Here is a 17222-nt window from a genome sequence, read left to right as displayed (position 1 = left end):
GAAGCGGCCAGTCTCCATCCTTGTATACAACCGCACGAAGTCGCACCGGCTCCGCGTCAGCAACTGCTCGATCCCACCAAATCTGCGCACGACGTGCCCGCGCAGGGCGCGGGCACGTCACTTCGCGCTTCTCTACATCGACTGAAGTCTACTGCGTCTTGCCAGTCACATCGGTCAGACGCTCACAATTTGTACTGAAAATGGAACGAGCATAGAACGGCGCCTGCTCCCCCTTCTTTCTCGACTTCTCCATCGCGAGAAGGTTCACCCAAGAATCTGCAGAAGCCTTGCAATAGTACTCCCGTGCCAACTTCAGATCCCCTGACGCTTCGGCAAGCATGGCCCGCCGATTCAAGCACGTTGCTGCCGTTCCTGGTTGAGCCGCTGGTAAATACTCATTCAGGACCGTGAGGGCCTTTTCAGGATTCCCTATCGCGTCGAAGTAGTCGGAGTTCGCCAGTGCACGAGGACAGCCTTCGTTTGCAGGTTGGTCTAAAGACGGCTCTTCCACGGAAAGCACCTGGGATGTGTTAAGAGTCCCTGTCCATCCACCAGTCGCGACGCGCGTTGTGTCCAGCTTGGCATTGACAAAGTACTTGCCGGTGGCCAGTTTTGCCGTTTCCTCTGGCGGCAAGACGTAGCGCAAGAGCAAGCTGGATTTATCGGAAGACAAAGTCAATTGGCGCGGGCGGATACTTATTTTCTGAAGTGGGAGGTGCGTCTGTTCGTTTTTCCGGTTCTGTCGAAAGAGAATTTCAATGGACAGGTGCTCTTCCCATCCCTCGCGAGGGGGATTAATGACGAAAGCTCCTGCGGAACGCACTTGTTCTTCTGTCGTGACTGCTCGCGGCTGAAACAAGCCGATCGACAAGACGAGCGGCCATCCCTTTCGAAGGTGTGCAGTGTTGAATTCGATAATAAGCTCTGGATTGGTCTCAGGCGAGCGTGTTCCTTGCGGTTCTCCTGGCATGGATGCCTGAGCACGTCCGCCATGAAGTCCAAGCAACATGAGAAACAAGGCAGTTTTTGTGATGTTTTGGATCATGGGGCGTTCTGGGGAATGTGTGCGTGAGCATCATTGATGCAGACCCGGTGTATGCAGTTGCCGCGATTGGGCGCGGCATGTCCGTGGCGCGAAGGTCGGCTCTCTGGAGGGGAGTAGTCAGGTCTCACGGTTGCATTGAAAGTCTTGCCGAGGCCATCTGAACACAACTGCGTTCCCGGCGTTTCTCTTGGAAGAATGAGAAATCGCTCCGCAGACGGCTTGCTGTTCCATTTCACTGCGTTTGCTCCGCAATATCGTATTAGGCAATTCTCGTCTCCTCCGAATCGACTACCCTTCGTTGGATCTGTGACTTCGATCGAGAGTAGTAGCATTTGCAATGGATTTGCCAGGATTGGAGCTAGACTCCCGTCCGCCTCCATTCGCAGAGTAATAGGAACTCCTGGCGCAGGAGTTGCGGTGGAGATTTCAAGATAGTCAGTGAGTTGAGGTATCCAGGTGACGAAATCGTGGCCATTTTCCCCGTGATGAGGGACGTTGGCGCTATGTGCGAGCTCATGCGCAACGGTGCCTGCGATGTCCCCAGGGTCGGTCATCTGCCCGATCTCAATCATGGGAATGTTGACGGGGCTACTGGGGCCACGGTGTGCCTGTGATACGACGGACAATGGGTTGATTGACGGAATGAGCATGATGATGTGCTGATCAACGCGATGCCGTCCACCTTCGTGTAATGCATTGAAGTTGATGACGCGCTTGGAAGGGTCGATATCAGAGGGGTCTGATGCCTGTTCAAAATCAGCCTCTCTGTAGTTGGAATGGACATTGAGCCCAGTCGCGTTCTTGAATGTCTGGATTCCTGCGGTCACTTGAGTGAGTATTGATGGGTAGGGGTGAAGTCCATTGTAAACATGGAATTCAACCTTGGCTGGATCCGTGGTCCCCCATTGCCCGTTCGCAACAAAGCCACGATACTCCTCATAGAGAGTCAATCCATCGCCGGAATGTCCATCACCAGCGCCCCCGCTCAAGGTCTCTTCATCTGAAGAGTCAGGAAGGTCCGCCACCCCTGCCGCCAGTTTCCAAGAGTCCGCGATATATGACGTGCTTTCCCGTTTGGGAATACGCATTGGATTGTCGCCAGTGTCTCTGAATCGAGCCGTCAGAACCGTGCCATCTTCCAGCACAGCTTCTGCGGTAACTGAACCATAGGCTCCCCAGTCGAATCAACCGCTCCGTTTGTTCCGCTCCGGCATTCAACTCCTGCCATGCGGCGTCGAACGCGGCCAGGTCCCCTCTGCTCGCTCCCTCCACCCCTCGGTGGGCGCGCTTCAGCGTCTCCTCCAGCGCCTTGACGCTGTCCTCGAATCCTTCCGGCACTTCGATGGTCACCTTTGGCATCGTTGGATGTCCTCCAGTGGCACAACCCACCAGTGGCCTCGCATGCTGCCGACCATCAGGCCTCCGGTGGTCCCCTTGCCTGTCAGCTCGCTCGCTGCTCAGTGCCAGATCCACACCCGTTGAGCAGTTGGACAGCACCTCGACCTTGAAGGACAACGCCGTCCTCGCAGGATGGGACATCAACGGTATTTCCAACGGGATGCTCCTGCCCAAAGACGAGGCGGACGTCGCGCTCCACCTCCTGCAGCAGCACAACGGCAGCCATCCTGGCGCATACACCTCCCCCATCGCAGATCTCTTGGATGACATCGAGAACGCGTACGCGGAGGTCTGCCAGGGCAAGGAAGATGTCGCATTACGTAACCGTCCGGCCAGTGATGTGGCGCGAGAGGTTGCAGGCGGACGAGGAGCGTGTTCGGCGGGCGCCGCGACGAGCGAGTTGTTCAGATGCAGAGCTGGAGAGGTGAGTTGGGCGGGTCGGCGATACGCCGTCGCTTCCACTCGTGGGGCAGCAGTTCGTCGATGCGGGAGTTGGGGTGCGTCTGAACGCGCAGCAGGACGTCCGCGAGGTATGCCTCGGGATTGACTTGGTTGGCCTCACAGGTGGCCACCAGCGCGTAGAGACCGGCCAGGTTCTCCCCCGCGGCCTCGTGGCCGACGAAGAGAAAATTCTTCCTCCCCAGGGCGGCCTTTCTCAGCGCCGCCTCCGCGCGGTTGTTGTCCAGGGGTAGGCGCTCATTCTCGACGAAGCGCGTGAGGGCCGCCCACTGCTTGAGGGCGTAGGAAATGGCCTGGCCCAGCGGACTCTTGGGTGGGGGCCGCGGCGTCTGTTCTTCAAGCCAGACGTGCAGTCGCGCGAGGACGGGGGCGCTGTGCAATTGGCGCAGAGCGCGGTGGGCGGCGGTGCGCACCACGTCCGCGCCTCTCGCCTGGGCCTCCACTCGGTAGAGTTCGAGGATGAGGTCCATGGCATGGCGCGCTTCGGGCGCGGTGGCCAGCGCGTCGAAGAATCGGCGGCGGCAATGCGCCCAGCAGCCGACGCGCACCCGGCCCTGGGGCAGCGTCACCGCGTTGTAGCCGGTGTATGCGTCCACCACGAGCGCACCCGAGGTACCTCCCAGGACTTCCTTGGGCGTCCTGCTCGCCCGGCCCATGCTGAAGCGGTAACCAATGAGCCACTCACCGGCTTCGTTCTGGGTGAGGAAAGTCCAGAGGTAACCCAGCCGCGTCTTCTTCACGTCCAGCACGCGCAGAGGCGTCTCGTCCGCCCACACCACGTCCGCGGCTGCAATGCATTGCAGCAGGTGCTGCGACAGCGGCAGCAGCACCGAGGCGGCTTGGTGGAAGAGGTCCGTCAGCGTGCTGCGACTCATGGGGACGCCACTGCGCTCAACACGTTGGGCCAGCCGGTGCAGCGGCATGGCGTCGGCACACTTCGACGTCACCACATGCGCGATGAAGCCCGGGCCGTACTCGCCCCTGTCCACTACTCTGGCCGGAGGCGGGGCGGTGACGACGCCCCGGCCGCACGCGCACGCCAGCACTTCCTGCACGTGCACTTGCTTCTCGAAGCGCGCCGGCACGTACTCGTACAGCACCGAAGCGCGGCCCTTGCCCAGTGGCTTCATGTCCTCGCCGCCACACGCAGGGCAGTGGCGCGCCTCGGTTGGCACCGCGTGGCGAATCTCCCGTGCGGGTGCCTCCTCCGCCTTCCGGGAGGCTCTCTCCCGGCGCTTCTGCTTCGCGGCCTCGGCCCGGGCCGCCGTCGAGTCCGCGTCCCCTCGCAGCTCGGCAGCCACTGTCGGCAACTTCTCCGCCCTGCGGCCGAAGACGTGACGCTGCAGGGCCGCCAACTGCCCCTTGAGTGCGTCCACCTCCCCGCCGATACGGCTCACCTCGGCCTTGAGTTCCTCCGCCTCCTCGCGCCAGGGGCAGAAGTGGTCTTGAGGGAGCTCTCGAGGCACCCAGCTTCAACATGCCTCCGCCACGCTGCGTCCCGGGCCCGGCGCGTCAGGTGCCCGTGCGCCCGGGAGGCGTCCAGGCAGGCTGGCGCCTCACCTGCGCCACGTCAATGCCGTCCAGCAGCATCGCCAACTGCGTGGCGTCCAGGTGCACCACCTGCGCGCCCGCGTCCACCGGTGGTAGGCGGAAGCGGCCCGTCTCCAGCCGCTTGTACAGCAGCACGAAGCCGCCTCGACTCCACGTCAGCACCTTGACTCTGTCGCCCATGCGCGAGACGAAGGCGAAGAGGTGCCCCGAGTAGACGTCCTCGCCCCATGCGCTGCGCACCAGTGCCATCAGGCCGTCAATCGACTTACGCATGTCCACCGGCTCTGTCGCCAGCACCACGCGCACCGAGGCTGGAAGGGCAAACACTGCCTCACCGCCCCAGCGCGGCGACGAGCCGGGCCACGTAGTCGACGTCGGTGCCCTCCTCGAAGCGCACCCGCGCTCCGCTCGCCGTTACCACCTCCAGCATCGACTCCGTCGCCGTGGGCCTCGTCGCGACCTCCACCGGCAGCAGGCGCACTACCTCTGCCTGACTGCCGTGCTGGCGTCGGCGCCGGTACACCCACGACTGCAACGTGCTGAGCCGCACGCCTCGCTGCGAGGAGAACGCTTTTTGCGTCAGTCCGCTCGCCTCGAAGGCTTCGGCGACCCGGAACCACTCCTGCTTCTCCACCGGCTTTGACATTCCCACCAGGGTCCTCGGCGCCGACTCCTCACTCAACGCCTCTCAGCACGTCCTTGGCCGGACGGATACGCATTACAGCTCGCCCTTGCAGAGCAGTTGAAGCAAGCTTCGGTGTTCGTCCAGACTCAAATCCTAGGCATCCGGCAACAAGCCAGTGGCGTGGAGTTCTGGGGGCTGCACTTGAACTCGCTGTCGGTCTATACCAGCGCGGTTCGCACCCTGGAGGATCGGCGGCAACGTTATATGGAGCAGCAGCGACAGCAGATCCTCAAGAACACGCAACGCAAAGCCTCGAAGAGAGTCTGATGTACCACGTCATTCGCTATGGGCCCGCCGAAGACAACGCAGCGAGCCTGTACCTGGATCCCATTCCGGGATTCGAAAAGAAGAAGGTGTCGTTCATGAGCGGCGCCAAGCTGGGGCCCCTGCCTCCCCTGACCGCGCGAAAACGCGTGGGCGCCGAAGGGGACATGGTGGACTACATGAGCGCGTCTCCCGCCACCCTGGTCTTTTCCCCTCGCTTCCGCGAGGCCCTGGCATCAGCCGGAATCGACAACGTCGATTACTACCCGCTGACGCTCATCGACGAGTCGTCAGGCAAGAAGACGTCCGGCCATCAGGCGGCCAACGTCGTCGGCCTGATTGACTGCATGGACCGGCAAGCGTCGGTCTTCACGCCCATGGCCGGCTTCCCAGCGGAGCCCCTGGGCAAGAACACCATCTTCGAATTGAAGGAACTGCATTTGGCCCCCCAGAAAATCCAGGGGGCGAAGCTGTTCAGGCTCTTCGGGAAGCCGTCCGTCCTCATCGTCCACGAGTCAGTGAAGGAAGTGCTCCAGAAGTCAGGCATGCGAGGGTTTCAGTTCAAACCCGCCGAAGGCTACGCGGGCGTCTGACAAGCGGTCGCGAGGCAAGTCCCCAAGGCAGGAGAAAAGCCGATGCACGCAAAGGATGGAGAAACGGTTCCGTTCGTAGGAGATGCGGAAGAGCCGCGTGTCGACTCCCGGGGGCCACGGGTCGGCTGGCTCGTGGGAGTGGATGGAGCGGGCAATCCACAGGTGGACTTCGAGGGAAATACGGCGGGTCCCCTTTGCGCGCGCACCATCATCCCAATGAGCCCCAAGGTCCTGGCGGACGCCACCGCGCGAAGGCCAGGGGCGGTCCTGCTCTTCGAGCAGGATGACCTGTCGCGGCCGGTGCTCATCGGGTTGCTTCAACCGGCGTCCACCGCGCCCTTGGTCGAGGCATTGCTTTCGGGAGCAGCCGACTCCGAATCCGCCTTGGATGCCCATGTGGATGGCCGGCGAGTCGTCCTGGAGGGGAAAGAGGAGGTCGTGCTCCGGTGTGGCGAAGCCACCATCACGCTGCGGCGCAATGGGAAGGTCGTCATCCGGGGCGTCCAGGTCGAAACCCACGCCACAGGCACCAATCGCATCAAGGGCGCCTCGGTGAAGGTCAACTAGGTGTCCATGATTCTCTGGGACATCCTCGAAGAGCATCTCAACGAAGCAGCCTTTCTCTGGGGACAGTGGGAACGTTCGCTACGCTCGCATCGGTACGTGCTGCGAGAGGTCATCGACGGGCCTGAGGAGCGATTGCTGGCGCACGTGGAAGGCCTGCGCGAGGGCGGAGCGCTCGCCATTGAGCGGCTGCTGCGACCCGCGCTCGAAGAAGAGGAGGCCGGCCTCTTTTGTACCGCTGCCTTCACGTTGCTGTCGGATTCGATGGCGGCGCATCTCGACACGCTGCTGGATGGCTTTGACGAGGCTTCGGAGCAGCGACAGTCCTGCATCCGCCGCGTGCTGGAACTGGGAGGGGGCGAGGCCCTCACGGCACGGCTGGAGAAGATATTGACGGAAGGCACGGCCCCCGCGTCCGTACTTGCCACCGCGCTCGATGCCGTGAGCCTCCGGCAGCCGCATCCCCGTGTCGAACTGAAACCGTTCTTGTCCAGCGCCGTCCCCCGGCTCCAGGCCGCCGCTCTGCGCGCGGTGGGCCGCTGGCTGTCGCCACTCGACACTGCGGCGATGGCGCGCCCCCTGGACTCGCCCGACGCGTCCGTCCGCGACGCCGCGCTCGTCGCGGGGCTGTTGCTGGGCCGACGTGCGGCATGGAGCGCCTGCAGGCACTTCGTCGATGCCCGCGCACCGGCCATGGCGCGAGCTGCACTCCTCGTGGCGATGGGAGGCCAACCCAAGGACATCGAGATGCTGACGAAGGCGCTGGGTGCGCCCGAACTCCAGGGGGACGTGCTCCGGGCACTGGGAACCAGCGGGAGTCCGGCGGCCGTCGAGGCCTGCCTCCCCTTCTTGCGAAATCCAAAGGTGGCCCACCTCGCGGCCGAAGCCATCTCCACCATCACGGGCCTGGTCGTGGAAGGACCCTTCCGTCGGGAGGCACCAGACAATGAGGGGGATGAGGACGATGCCCCGCTCGTCCCGGCGCCCGAGGACGAACTGCCATTCCCCGACCACGAGGCCATTGAGGCCTGGTGGAGGGAGCAGCGAAAGCGCTTCATGCCGGGCACGCGCTATCTACACGGACAACCGATGACCGCCGCACTGATACTGGAGGCACTGCAACAGGCGCCCATGTTACGGCGGCCTGCCCTTGCTCTGAATGTCACCATTCGCAGCAAGGGGGCCGTCCGACTGAATCCTGATGGCTTCGCCCAGGAGCAATGGGCGCAGCTCTCGCGGCTGCGCCCAGCATCCATCTCCCATCCCGCCCAGCCCTATTCGGACTTCGTTCAGACCTTGTAGAGCAGGTCCATGTACTTCTTGAGCAGGTCGCTCACCAGACCGCGGAAGGGCACGGAGGCCGCCATGCCGTACACGGGCGCCATCGTCCCCTTCGCGCTGGGGTGGGACTTCACGTAGTCCACGGCGTCGCGCAGGTCGACCAGGAACTGCTCCGCGACGCCGGGCTGCGTGTGGCGCAGCGTGACGCACAGGTGGACGGCGGACGGCTTGTGCAGGCCGTTGAGGTTCCACCCGTGCTCGCTCATCCGCTCCATCACCTGGAAGATGTCCAGGGACTCCGAACCGAAGGCGATGACGAACAGCGGGTCACCCAGCACGTGCAGCTCCGGGATGTCGCGGATGCCCTTCTTGATGGCCGCCGCCGTCTCCAGGATGTGCCGGGTGGCGTCCAGGTAACCCTGCTCCCCCATGCTCACCAACGCGGCCCACGCCGAGGCGATGAGCGCGCCCGGCCGGCTGCCGGAGAAGGTGGGCGAGAAGTAGATGCCACCGGGCCAGTCCGTCGCCGTGAAGTACTGGTGCGAGCGCAGCTCCGTGCCCCGGTACAACACCACCGAGGACCCCTTGGCCGCATAGCCGAACTTGTGTGTGTCCACGGACATGGACGTCACGCCCGGCAGGCGGAAGTCGAAGGGCGGAACGTCGTAGCCCAGCTTCATGGCGAAGGGCAGCACGAAGCCGCCCAGGCACGCGTCGGTGTGGAAGCCGATGCGCTTCTTGCGCGCAATCTCGGACAGCGCCTCGATGGGGTCGATGACACCGTGCGGAAAGCCGGGCGCCGAGCCGATGAGGACAATGGTGTTGCGGTTGATGGCCTTGCGCATGGCGGCCACGTCCGCGCGGTAGTCCGGGCCCACCGGCACCCGCACCATCTTGATGCCGAAGTAGTGCGCCGCCTTGTCGAAGGCCGGGTGCGCGCTGGCGGGCGCCACCATCTCCGGCCTGGTGATGCCCTTGGTGTCCCGGGCCCAGTCCCGGTACGTCTTCATCGCCAGCATGATGCTCTCGGTGCCACCGGACGACATGGCCCCGCAGATGCGCGCCTCCTCCGGCTGCCCCACGTTCGCCACGTCCGCGCCGAGCATGCTGGCCGTCATCGCCACCACCTCCGCCTCGAACTTGGTGGCGCTGGGCCACAGGTCGGCGTGCAGCGGGTTGCTCTGCGAATGCAGCGCATAGACGCGGTTGAGGAACGCGATGTGCTCCGCGTCACCGTTGTACACGCCGCCGGACACGCGGCCCTCGCGCCAACGGTACTCCTCCTGCGACTCCAGGGCCTGGAGCTCGCGCAGCACGTCCTCGCGCGGGCGCCCCGTCGGCGGCAGGTGGTCGAACGACTGCATCTTCCCGCGGTAGGGCTTGAGGCCGCTCTCCAACTCGGACAGCAGCGAGCCCGTCTCCCGGTTGAGCAGGCCCTTCACGCCCGGAACCGCCTTGAGATAGCGCTCCGCCGCGGACAGCAGCCGCGGCGGGACGTGGTTGAGCAGGCTCAGCGCCTTCAGGTCTGGAAGTGCCATGGCGAACTCCTGGGGGTTCAGGCGCTTCGCGCGCGATTGAGCCGCGCGAAGATGGCCTTGTTGTGTTTGTAGATGTTGACGAACTCGCGAAACAGCTCGTCGTAGAGCGCCGCGTTCTTCGAATCCGGATGAAAGGTGCGGGCGACCGGCACGAGCGAGGGAATCTCCTCCACCGTCAGCCGCCCCAGCGCCACCGCGGCCTGGAACGCGGCGCCTCGTGCATTGGCGAGCACCGGCTCATCCACCTGCTGCACCACGCGGCCCAGCACGTCCGCGTGAATCTGGCACCACAGCGCGGAGCGGGCCCCGCCGCCGATGATGCGCAGCGAGTCCAACCGCCGGCCCACGAACTGCTCCACATAGGTGAAGAGCCAGCGCGAGTTGTAGGCCACGCCCTCCATCACCGCCCGGACCATGTGCGCCCGCGTCGTCTTCAGGGACTGGTTGAAGAAGCCGCCACGCAGCGACTTGTCGTCCACCGGACTGCGCTCGCCGTTGAGCCAGGGCAGGAAGATGAGCTGGTCGCTGCCCGCGGGGACGTTGCCCGCCTGCGCCTCCATCACCCGGTAGAGATCCGGCGCGTCACCGCTCGTGCCCGCCTCCGCGTCCCGGCCATAGAGGATGTTGTCCTTGAGGAAGGTGAGGCAGATGCCGGCGGACTCCTGCTCGTTGGCCAGCAGGTAGCGCCCGGGCAGGGCGGACGGCAGGGACGCCATCTGGTGGAAGAGGTCCGTCTTCTTGTAGGGCACGTGACAGCACAGCCACGACGAGGTGCCCACGCACAGGTGGGGCTCGAAGTCCCCCACTGCCCCAGAGCCCACGGCGGCGGCGAGGATGTCCGGCGCGCCCGTCACCACCTGCACGTCCTCACGCAGGCCCAGCTCGCTCGCGGCCTGCGCCTGGAGCGGCCCCAATACCGAGGAGGCAGGGACCAGGTCCGGGAGCGTCTCCCGCTCGAGCCCCGCCAGCTTCAGCAGCCGGTCGTCATAGGCGATGCGGCCCAGCGCGCGGTTGTCCGTCACCCAGTGCAGGGTGATGGAGTCATACGAGGCGGCGCAGCGGCCACTCAGCTTCAAGTTGAGCCAGTCCTTCGGCTCCAGGAACTTGTACGTCCGGCGGTACACGTCCGGGCGCGCGCGCCGCAGGTAGAGGATGTGGCCCACCGGGTCCTTGCCCGACAGGCTGGGCACTCCGCCCGACAGGCGAATCCACGTCATCAGGCGGCGGACGTCGTAACCCTCTACGGAGAGGAAGCCGCCCACCGCGCGCTTCACGTCCGGCGCTCCGCGCGAGTCCATCCAGATGAGCGCGGGGCACACGGGCGTGCCGGACTCGTCCACCGCGACGGTGCCGGACCACTGCGAGCTGCAGTTGACGCCGATGACGTCCTCCGCGCGCACGGCCCCGGAGGCCAGCAGGCGCCGCGTCGCCAGGACGATGGCGCGCCACCACGCCTCCGGCTGCTGCTCGGCGCCCCCATCCGGGAGCAGGGACAACTCCAGCGGCTCCACGTCACCGCCCAGAATCCGTCCCCTCAGCGTGACGGCCGCCACCTTGACGGCGGACGTCCCGAGGTCGATGGCCAGGATGGACTGTTCACCTGCGTGGGACACACTTCCCTCCATGCCGGGCGTCAAGACAGACCGGCCGGGCGACTGCCGCGGCGGCCGAGTCTAGGAAACGAACGCGTGCAGCCTGCCACCGACGCGTGGAAGTTCGTCGTTTTTCTGAAAGCCCGGAAGAAGTCCCCGAGCCCTCGTCCGCCCCCGGGGCGTGGTGGCGGACCGTTCCTCCCGTGGGTGGCTGCGACTCGCCCCGCCCTTCCTACCTTTGCGCGAGGCCCAGAACAGGGGGAGCACCATGGCCGAAGCCCAGCAGCCCTTCCTCACGGACATCACCGAGATTCGCCGCCGCGCCCGGGAGCACCTGGAGGAAGGCGCCATCACCGAGGACTACGAGGGCGACGTCAACGCCACCATCAAACTGCTCAACGACGCGCTGGCGACGGAAATCGTCTGCGTGCTGCGCTACACCTACCACTACGTCGCCGCGGTGGGCATCCAGAGCGAGTCCGTGAAGGACGAGTTTGGAGAGCACGCCCGCGAGGAGCAGCAGCATGCGCTTCGCATCGCCGAGCGCATCAACCAGCTCGGAGGCAAGGCGGACTTCAATCCCGAAGGTCTGCTGACCCGCAGCGCCAGCCAGTACGCCGAAGGGCAGAACCTGGTGGACATGATCAAGGAGAACCTCATCGCCGAGCGCATTGCCATCCAGACGTACCAGGAGATGGTGCGCTACTTCGCCAACCATGACCCGACGACGCGCCGGATGATGGAGGACATCCTCGCCAAGGAGGAGGAGCACGCCAACGACATGCATGACCTGCTGGTGGCGCACCAGGGCAAGCCGCCCCTGCGGAGCTGAGCGCCGCCTGGCCGCCGCGCTCGCGCCTGGCTAAGGTGGCGGGCAACGCGTCCGGGGGGTGGCATGCGCAGGCGCTTCACCGCTGTGAGCGAGCTGTGTCGGCGGCACCCGGTGGCCCTGGGCGCCGCCGTGACTTTCAGCCTCAGCCTGCTGCTGCGCTGGCTCTACCTGCAGGCGTCGCCCGACCGGACCTGGCCCTTCTCCATCTTCTTCTACGGCGACGCGCGCTTCTTCCATGCCTACGCCGCCGACCTCGCGCGGGGGCACACCGGGCCCGCCACCCTGCCCTACCACCCGCCCCTGTTCCCCTGGCTCCTGGGGCTGCTCTACCGCGTGCTGGGCCCGCCGCAGGGCAGCGCCTACCCGTACAAGCTCGCGCTGGCGCTGCTGAACGCGGGCACGGTCGCCTTCACGGGGTGGTGGTGGCGCAAGGTGCTGGGCACCGGCTGGAGCCTGCTGGGCGCCGCCCTCTTCGCGTGCAGCTTCGGCTGGCTGGTGCTGTCCACCACGTACAGCAACGAAGTGCTCTACGTCTTCTTCCTCTCGGCCACCTGCGCGCTGATGCTCCAGCACCGCGCGGGCCCCACGTGGACGGGCGCCGTGCTGCTGGGCGCCGTCATGGGCCTGGGCTCGCTCACCCGCGCCGAGCACCTGTACCTCTGGCCCTTCCTCCTCGCCTGGGCCTGGCTCTACCGAGGCGCCATGCCCGCGCGGACACTGGCGCTGCGCTGGGGCGCGGCCCTGCTCGTCACCGCCGTCGTGCTGGCCCCCTGGGCAATCCACAACGCGCGCGTGCTGCGCGAGCTCAACGCCCGGACGCCGCACCTGGAGCCGCTGCCCGTGCTGGCCCCCGTCACCGTGTACGGCCCCATCAACTTCGCCATGGCGAACCACGCCGCGGCCACCGGGGGCTTCACGCCCGACAGCGTCAACCAGATGGGCCAGGAGGGCTTTCTGGACGTGGCCAACTCCGCCCAGCGACACCTGCTGCTGCACGGGTACGCGGAGGGGCTCGCGTGGATGCGGGATTACCCGGCGGACGCGGCGCGTCTGTGGTTGGCCAAGCTGGACCGCTGGCTGGACGGCTTCCGGCTGGGTCTGGGGGCCTCCAACCTGCCCGCGGGACTGAACGGCGCCCGGGCCCCCGTGGACGTCTTCGTGCCGGAGAGCGCGTGGCTGAAGTGGCCGCTCACCCTGCTGCTGCTCGCGGGCGCCGCGCTGTCCTTGCGGCCCGCGTGGCGCGGCTTCGCGCTGTTCACCGCGGTGCTGCTGCATCGGGCCCTCATCACCGTCGCCTTCTTCGGCTACACGCGCGGCCTGCTCGCCGTCTTTCCCGCGCTCATCCCGTTGCTGTTGCTTCCGCTCGTGGTGCTCGCCACACGCGCCTCCGCTCAGCGGTGGGCCACGCGGCTGCCCGCCGTCGCCGCCGCCGCGTTGCTCTTCTTCTGGGTGGAGGCCAGCGTGCTCGCGCTGACCGCGCCCCGGCGCTTCATGGCCAGCGGGAGCACCGACCGCTCCAGCGGCAAGCTCATCCAGGATGACTGGGTGCGCATCTGGCCAGACTGAAGGCGATTCGCGCCCTCATGGGAAAACTTCAATCCCGCGGGATGACAGCCCGGTTCGTGCACGGCGGTTCGAACGCCAGGCACGCCACCAGTGAACACTTCTAAGTCCCGTTATTCTTGCAAAACTTTCTTCGGGAATAGCGAACGGAATCCCACGTATTCAGATTTAATTTCACACCCGGTATGGGCGTTGACGTGCTCCGTGCAGGAGCCACCGCGAGGGCATGTGCCTCCGCGGGTCCGCAGAGGAGAAACGCATGCGCCACACACGGGTGTCAGCAGCATGTCTCGTCCTGCTCCTATCCACCTCCGCCTGGGCCTTCAAGCCACCTGACAAGGGACAGAGCGCCGTCGCCGACAAGGCTTTCTTCAAACCAGAGCTGTACCTGCCCATCCAGAACATGCCGTTGCAGCAAGCCCGCCAGCAGATGAACTCGCTCGGCGCCGACGCGTGGGACGACTTCTTCAAGCGCAATGGGCGCGAGTTCAACGTCTACGTCGACCCGCGTACGGGAACGCCCACCGCGGTGCAAGGCACCATTCCCCTCATCCCGGGTGACGGCTTCAACAACAAAGTCACCATGGACCAGGTCCGTGAGTCCATTGGCCGCTCCATCGCGAACGTGGACGAGGCCGCCGTCGGTGACATCATCTTCAAGTTCATCGCGGACAACCAGTCCGCGTTCAACGTCGACCTGATGCAGATGGGCAACCCCCGGGTGACGTACGTCAACGACGACCTCATCCAGGTCCACATCTCCCAGCAGGTCAACGGCGTCCCCGTGCGCCACGGGCGCATCGCGGCCACCATCAGCCACGGCAACCTCATCCTCATCGGCACCGAGGCCTGGGCCAACGTGCGCATCGACACCCGCCCCCGGCTGGCCCCGCAGGACGCGCTGGTGTCCGGCAACGGCTTCGTGGGGCTGAGCACCAGTCCCCAGACGCTGTGGCAGCAGCCCACGCTGGAGATTGCCCCCGTGGCGCTCAACGGCGAGTCCTTCAACGGCGCCGTCGGCACCGGCTACGAGCACCGGCTCGTGTACACCTACGGCTTCTCCGAGGCCGGCGGCAACGAGCGCTGGAAGACGACGGTGGACGCCCAAACGGGCGAGGTGCTCGCCGTGGAGGACGACAACCACTACTTCGACGCGCAGATCAAGGGCGGCATCTACCCGACCACCAACATCGACATCTGCACCTCCAACGAGACGTGCGGCACCATACAGCCCAACTCGCCCATGCCCTGGGCCAATACGGGCCTGCCGGCGCCGAACAACTTCACGGACGGCGCGGGCGTCTTCAACTACAGCTCCGGCACCGTCACCACCACGCTTGCGGGCAAGTACGTGCGCATCAGCGACTCGTGCGGCGCCATCAACGTCAGCTCCTCGGGCAACATCGACCTGATGGGGAACGGCCACGACTGCAACGTGCCTCCGGGCACTTCGCCGGGCAACACCTCCGCGTCCCGCTCCAGCTTCTACGAGCTGAACAAGCTGGCCGAGCAGGCCCGCGGGTGGCTGCCCACCAACACCTGGCTCCAGGGCCAGCTGCTCTCCAACGTCAACATCAACAGCACCTGCAACGCCTTCTGGAACGGCAGCTCGGTGAACTTCTACCGGAGCGGCGGCGGCTGCCGGAACACCGGTGAGATTGGCGCCGTGTTCGACCACGAGTGGGGCCACGGCATCGACGACTTCGACGCCAACGGCTCGCTCAGCAACTCGTCGGAGGGCTACGCGGACATCGCGGCCATCTACCGCCTGCAGACGTCCTGCGTGGGCTATGGCTTCTTCCAGACGGTCAACACCGGCTGCGGCCTGACGCCGGACGGCACGGGCTACAACCAGCAGGAGGCGCAGGTCTCCGGCCAGTCGTGGTGCAACACCAAGTGCTCCGGCGTGCGTGACGCGGACTGGGCCGCCAGCGTGCCCAACATCCCCGCCACGCCGCAGAACTTCGTGTGCCCCATGTGCAGCTCCGGCTCCGGCCCGTGCAGCCGCCAGGTCCACTGCGCGGCCTCGCCCGTGCGTCAGGCGGCCTGGGACTTCGTCACGCGCGACTTGACGGCGCCGCCGTTCAACTACGACTCCAACACCGCCTTCATCGTGGGCAACAAGACGTTCTACCAGGGCAGCGGCAACGTGGGCACGTGGCACGCCTGTAACTGCACGGCGGGCACATCCGACGGCTGTGGCGCCACCAACGGCTACATGCAGTGGCTGGCGGCGGACGACGACGACGGCAACCTGGCCAACGGCACGCCGCACATGTCCGCCATCTACGCGGCGTACAACCGGCACCGCATCGCGTGCTCCACCCCGACGGTGACGAACAGCGGCTGCGCCGCCGGCCCCACCGCGGCGCCCGCCAACACCACCGCCACCCCGGGTGACGGGCAGGTCAGCCTGAGCTGGAACGCGTCCGCGGGCGCCACCCAGTACTGGGTGATGAAGACGGAGGGCTTCGCGGGCTGCGACTTCGGCAAGGCGAAGGTCGCCACCGTCACCGGCACCACCTACACGGACGGCGAGGTCGCCAACGGCCGGCAGTACTGCTACTCCATCGTCCCGGCGTCCTCCAACGCGTGCTACGGCGCCGCCAGCGCGTGCACGTGCGCCACGCCCGTCTGCGCCGCGCCCGGCACGGCCGTGCTCGCCGCGCCCTCCGGCGGCGCCACCGGCGTGGAGCTGTCCGCGGTGCTGGATTGGAACGACGTCTCCGGCGCCTCCACATACGAGGTGCAGGTCGCCACCGACGCGGCCTTCGCCAACGTGGTGGCCAGCACCACCGCGCTGACGGCCAGCACCTGGACGGTGTCGCCAGCCCTGGCCACCAGCACCCCGTTCTACTGGCGCGTGCGCGCGAGCAACTCGTGCGGCGGCGTGGGCGCCTGGTCCGCGGCGTCCACCTTCACCACGCGCGGCTGCGTCGCCCTGGCGGCGCCCACGCTGAGCAGCCCCGCCGACGGCGCCACCGGTGTCGGCACGTCCGCGGCGCTCGACTGGAGCGACGTGCCCAGCGCCGCCACCTACGAGGTCCAGGTGGCCACGGACTCGGCCTTCACCAATGTGGTCCGCTCGGCCACCGCCCTGACGGCCAGCGCGTGGACGGTGACGCCAGCGCTGAGCAGCAGCACCCCGTACTACTGGCGCGCACGGGCAGCCGACTCCTGCGGCACCAGCGCCTACAGCACGGCGAGAAGCTTCACCACCACCAACATCTGCACGCCGGTGGCCGCCACCTACAACGCCACGCTGCGGGCCCCGTCCTGCGGCAACGTGTGCGGGTGTGACACCGGGACGGTGCTCGTCAACGGCCGCGGCACCCTGTCCGGCGGCGCCGAGCCCAACCAGCCCAACACCATCAACGCCTCCTGCGCGGACGGAAACTCCGGAACCTACCACAGCGATGAGAGCGTCGACCGTGTCGTCCTCCGCACGGTGGACCACAGCGCCTTCTCCGTCGGCAAGCAGGTGACGGCCGAGGTGACGGTGTGGTGCTGGGGCACCACGGACCGCTTCGACCTGTACTACACGACCAACACCTCCGCGCCGTCGTGGACGGCGCTGACCACGGACGTGGCCTGCACGGGCAGCGGTGCGCGGACCTTCACGCACACCTTCAACCTGGGCGCCACCGCGGGCAACCACGCCATCCGCGCGCAATTCCGATACGGCGGCACCGCGAGCTCGTGCACCGCCGGTAGCTACAACGACCGCGACGACCTCGTCTTCGGCGTGTCGGCCGCGGTGGCCGCCTCGGCGCCGGAGAAGACGCGCAGCGTGCAGGGCCGCTCGACGCAGGCGGCCCGTTGATGAACGAACCCCGTCACCCGGCGTGACGGCGGAA

General features: G+C 66.2%; 14 protein-coding genes and 1 pseudogene. 8 read left to right on the top strand and 7 right to left on the bottom strand.

Features of this window, described 5'->3' with window-relative positions:
* Positions 1-148 precede the first annotated feature (148 nt).
* Both BHS09_RS14165 and BHS09_RS14160 read right to left on the bottom strand, forming a co-directional pair.
* On the bottom strand, positions 149-1045 hold the full coding sequence (locus BHS09_RS14165; protein WP_140798134.1) for a hypothetical protein: 897 nt from the start codon (positions 1043-1045) through the stop codon (positions 149-151).
* Positions 1042-2190 (bottom strand): hypothetical protein, encoded by a 1149-nt coding sequence (locus tag BHS09_RS14160; RefSeq protein WP_140798133.1) that lies wholly within the window; start codon positions 2188-2190, stop codon positions 1042-1044. The genes BHS09_RS14165 and BHS09_RS14160 overlap by 4 nt, the downstream gene beginning before the upstream one ends.
* A 197-nt stretch (positions 2191-2387) precedes the next feature.
* Between BHS09_RS14160 and BHS09_RS40270 the strand changes: the two are divergent.
* Positions 2388-2738 (top strand): annotated as a pseudogene (locus BHS09_RS40270) (AHH domain-containing protein); the annotation flags it as partial.
* Between the two features lie 109 nt (positions 2739-2847).
* On the opposite strand, the gene tnpC reads toward BHS09_RS40270, so the two are convergent.
* Genes tnpC through tnpA form a run of 3 tightly spaced genes read right to left on the bottom strand, consistent with a single transcriptional unit; the run spans position 2848 to position 5099 of the window.
* Positions 2848-4368, bottom strand: coding sequence for an IS66 family transposase (gene tnpC / locus BHS09_RS14150; protein WP_140798131.1), 1521 nt, complete (start codon positions 4366-4368; stop codon positions 2848-2850).
* A gap of 46 nt (positions 4369-4414) precedes the next feature.
* Complete coding sequence (tnpB, locus tag BHS09_RS14145) at positions 4415-4780, bottom strand: IS66 family insertion sequence element accessory protein TnpB (RefSeq protein ID WP_140797277.1); 366 nt, start codon at positions 4778-4780, stop codon at positions 4415-4417.
* Positions 4781-4784: 4 nt separating this feature from the next.
* Positions 4785-5099: an IS66 family insertion sequence element accessory protein TnpA gene (gene tnpA / locus BHS09_RS14140; protein WP_140787622.1), complete on the bottom strand. Its 315-nt coding sequence runs from the start codon at positions 5097-5099 to the stop codon at positions 4785-4787.
* A gap of 111 nt (positions 5100-5210) precedes the next feature.
* Between tnpA and BHS09_RS14135 the strand changes: the two genes are divergently transcribed.
* The 4 genes from BHS09_RS14135 to BHS09_RS14120 are packed head-to-tail and all read left to right on the top strand — an operon-like array spanning position 5211 to position 7861.
* Complete coding sequence (locus tag BHS09_RS14135; RefSeq protein WP_140798130.1) at positions 5211-5405, top strand: hypothetical protein; 195 nt, start codon at positions 5211-5213, stop codon at positions 5403-5405.
* Positions 5405-5995 carry an imm11 family protein gene (locus BHS09_RS14130; protein ID WP_140798129.1) on the top strand — a complete coding sequence of 197 codons (591 nt, stop codon included), beginning with the start codon at positions 5405-5407 and terminating at the stop codon, positions 5993-5995. Before BHS09_RS14135 ends, BHS09_RS14130 begins: the two co-directional genes overlap by 1 nt.
* 42 nt (positions 5996-6037) lie before the next feature.
* A complete protein-coding gene (locus tag BHS09_RS14125) occupies positions 6038-6562 on the top strand; it encodes a DUF6484 domain-containing protein (RefSeq protein WP_140798128.1) in 525 nt (174 codons plus the stop codon).
* A 6-nt stretch (positions 6563-6568) separates the two neighbouring features.
* Entirely contained in the window at positions 6569-7861 is a 1293-nt protein-coding gene (locus tag BHS09_RS14120) for a TIGR02270 family protein (protein ID WP_140798127.1), read from the top strand.
* Here BHS09_RS14120 and BHS09_RS14115 read toward each other — a convergent pair.
* Entirely contained in the window at positions 7849-9378 is a 1530-nt protein-coding gene (locus BHS09_RS14115) for a pyridoxal phosphate-dependent decarboxylase family protein (RefSeq protein ID WP_140798126.1), read from the bottom strand. The two genes, BHS09_RS14120 and BHS09_RS14115, sit on opposite strands and share 13 nt — an antisense overlap.
* Before the next feature lie 17 nt (positions 9379-9395).
* On the bottom strand, positions 9396-11003 hold the full coding sequence (locus BHS09_RS14110; RefSeq protein ID WP_140798125.1) for a xylulokinase: 1608 nt from the start codon (positions 11001-11003) through the stop codon (positions 9396-9398).
* Between the two features lie 235 nt (positions 11004-11238).
* Here BHS09_RS14110 and BHS09_RS14105 point away from each other — a divergent pair, with 235 nt between their 5' ends.
* The 3 genes from BHS09_RS14105 to BHS09_RS14095 all read left to right on the top strand — a co-directional run bounded on the left by BHS09_RS14105 (position 11239) and on the right by BHS09_RS14095 (position 17188).
* The gene (locus BHS09_RS14105; RefSeq protein ID WP_140790447.1) at positions 11239-11802 is read left to right on the top strand and encodes a ferritin-like domain-containing protein; all 564 of its coding nucleotides are present in this window, start codon (positions 11239-11241) and stop codon (positions 11800-11802) included.
* A gap of 63 nt (positions 11803-11865) precedes the next feature.
* Positions 11866-13368, top strand: a complete 1503-nt coding sequence (locus tag BHS09_RS14100) for an ArnT family glycosyltransferase (RefSeq protein WP_140790445.1) — start codon at positions 11866-11868, stop codon at positions 13366-13368.
* A gap of 256 nt (positions 13369-13624) precedes the next feature.
* Entirely contained in the window at positions 13625-17188 is a 3564-nt protein-coding gene (locus BHS09_RS14095; protein ID WP_174260544.1) for a PepSY domain-containing protein, read from the top strand.
* Positions 17189-17222 lie beyond the last annotated feature (34 nt).

This window comes from Myxococcus xanthus (genome assembly GCF_006402735.1).
Lineage (GTDB): Bacteria > Myxococcota > Myxococcia > Myxococcales > Myxococcaceae > Myxococcus > Myxococcus xanthus_A.
The sequence above is the reverse complement of the archived record's forward strand: the minus strand, read 5'-3'. Positions and strand labels throughout refer to the sequence as shown.

What these genes read in the sequence shown, in the direction of transcription:
- BHS09_RS14165 (WP_140798134.1), bottom strand. Translation starts at nt 1,045, where the DNA reads ATGATCCAAAACATCACAAAAACTGCCTTGTTTCTCATGTTGCTTGGA.
- tnpA (WP_140787622.1), bottom strand. Translation starts at nt 5,099, where the DNA reads ATGTCAAAGCCGGTGGAGAAGCAGGAGTGGTTCCGGGTCGCCGAAGCC.
- BHS09_RS14130 (WP_140798129.1), top strand. Translation starts at nt 5,405, where the DNA reads ATGTACCACGTCATTCGCTATGGGCCCGCCGAAGACAACGCAGCGAGC.
- BHS09_RS14125 (WP_140798128.1), top strand. Translation starts at nt 6,038, where the DNA reads ATGCACGCAAAGGATGGAGAAACGGTTCCGTTCGTAGGAGATGCGGAA.
- BHS09_RS14120 (WP_140798127.1), top strand. Translation starts at nt 6,569, where the DNA reads ATGATTCTCTGGGACATCCTCGAAGAGCATCTCAACGAAGCAGCCTTT.
- BHS09_RS14115 (WP_140798126.1), bottom strand. Translation starts at nt 9,378, where the DNA reads ATGGCACTTCCAGACCTGAAGGCGCTGAGCCTGCTCAACCACGTCCCG.
- BHS09_RS14110 (WP_140798125.1), bottom strand. Translation starts at nt 11,003, where the DNA reads ATGGAGGGAAGTGTGTCCCACGCAGGTGAACAGTCCATCCTGGCCATC.
- BHS09_RS14105 (WP_140790447.1), top strand. Translation starts at nt 11,239, where the DNA reads ATGGCCGAAGCCCAGCAGCCCTTCCTCACGGACATCACCGAGATTCGC.
- BHS09_RS14100 (WP_140790445.1), top strand. Translation starts at nt 11,866, where the DNA reads ATGCGCAGGCGCTTCACCGCTGTGAGCGAGCTGTGTCGGCGGCACCCG.
- BHS09_RS14095 (WP_174260544.1), top strand. Translation starts at nt 13,625, where the DNA reads ATGCGCCACACACGGGTGTCAGCAGCATGTCTCGTCCTGCTCCTATCC.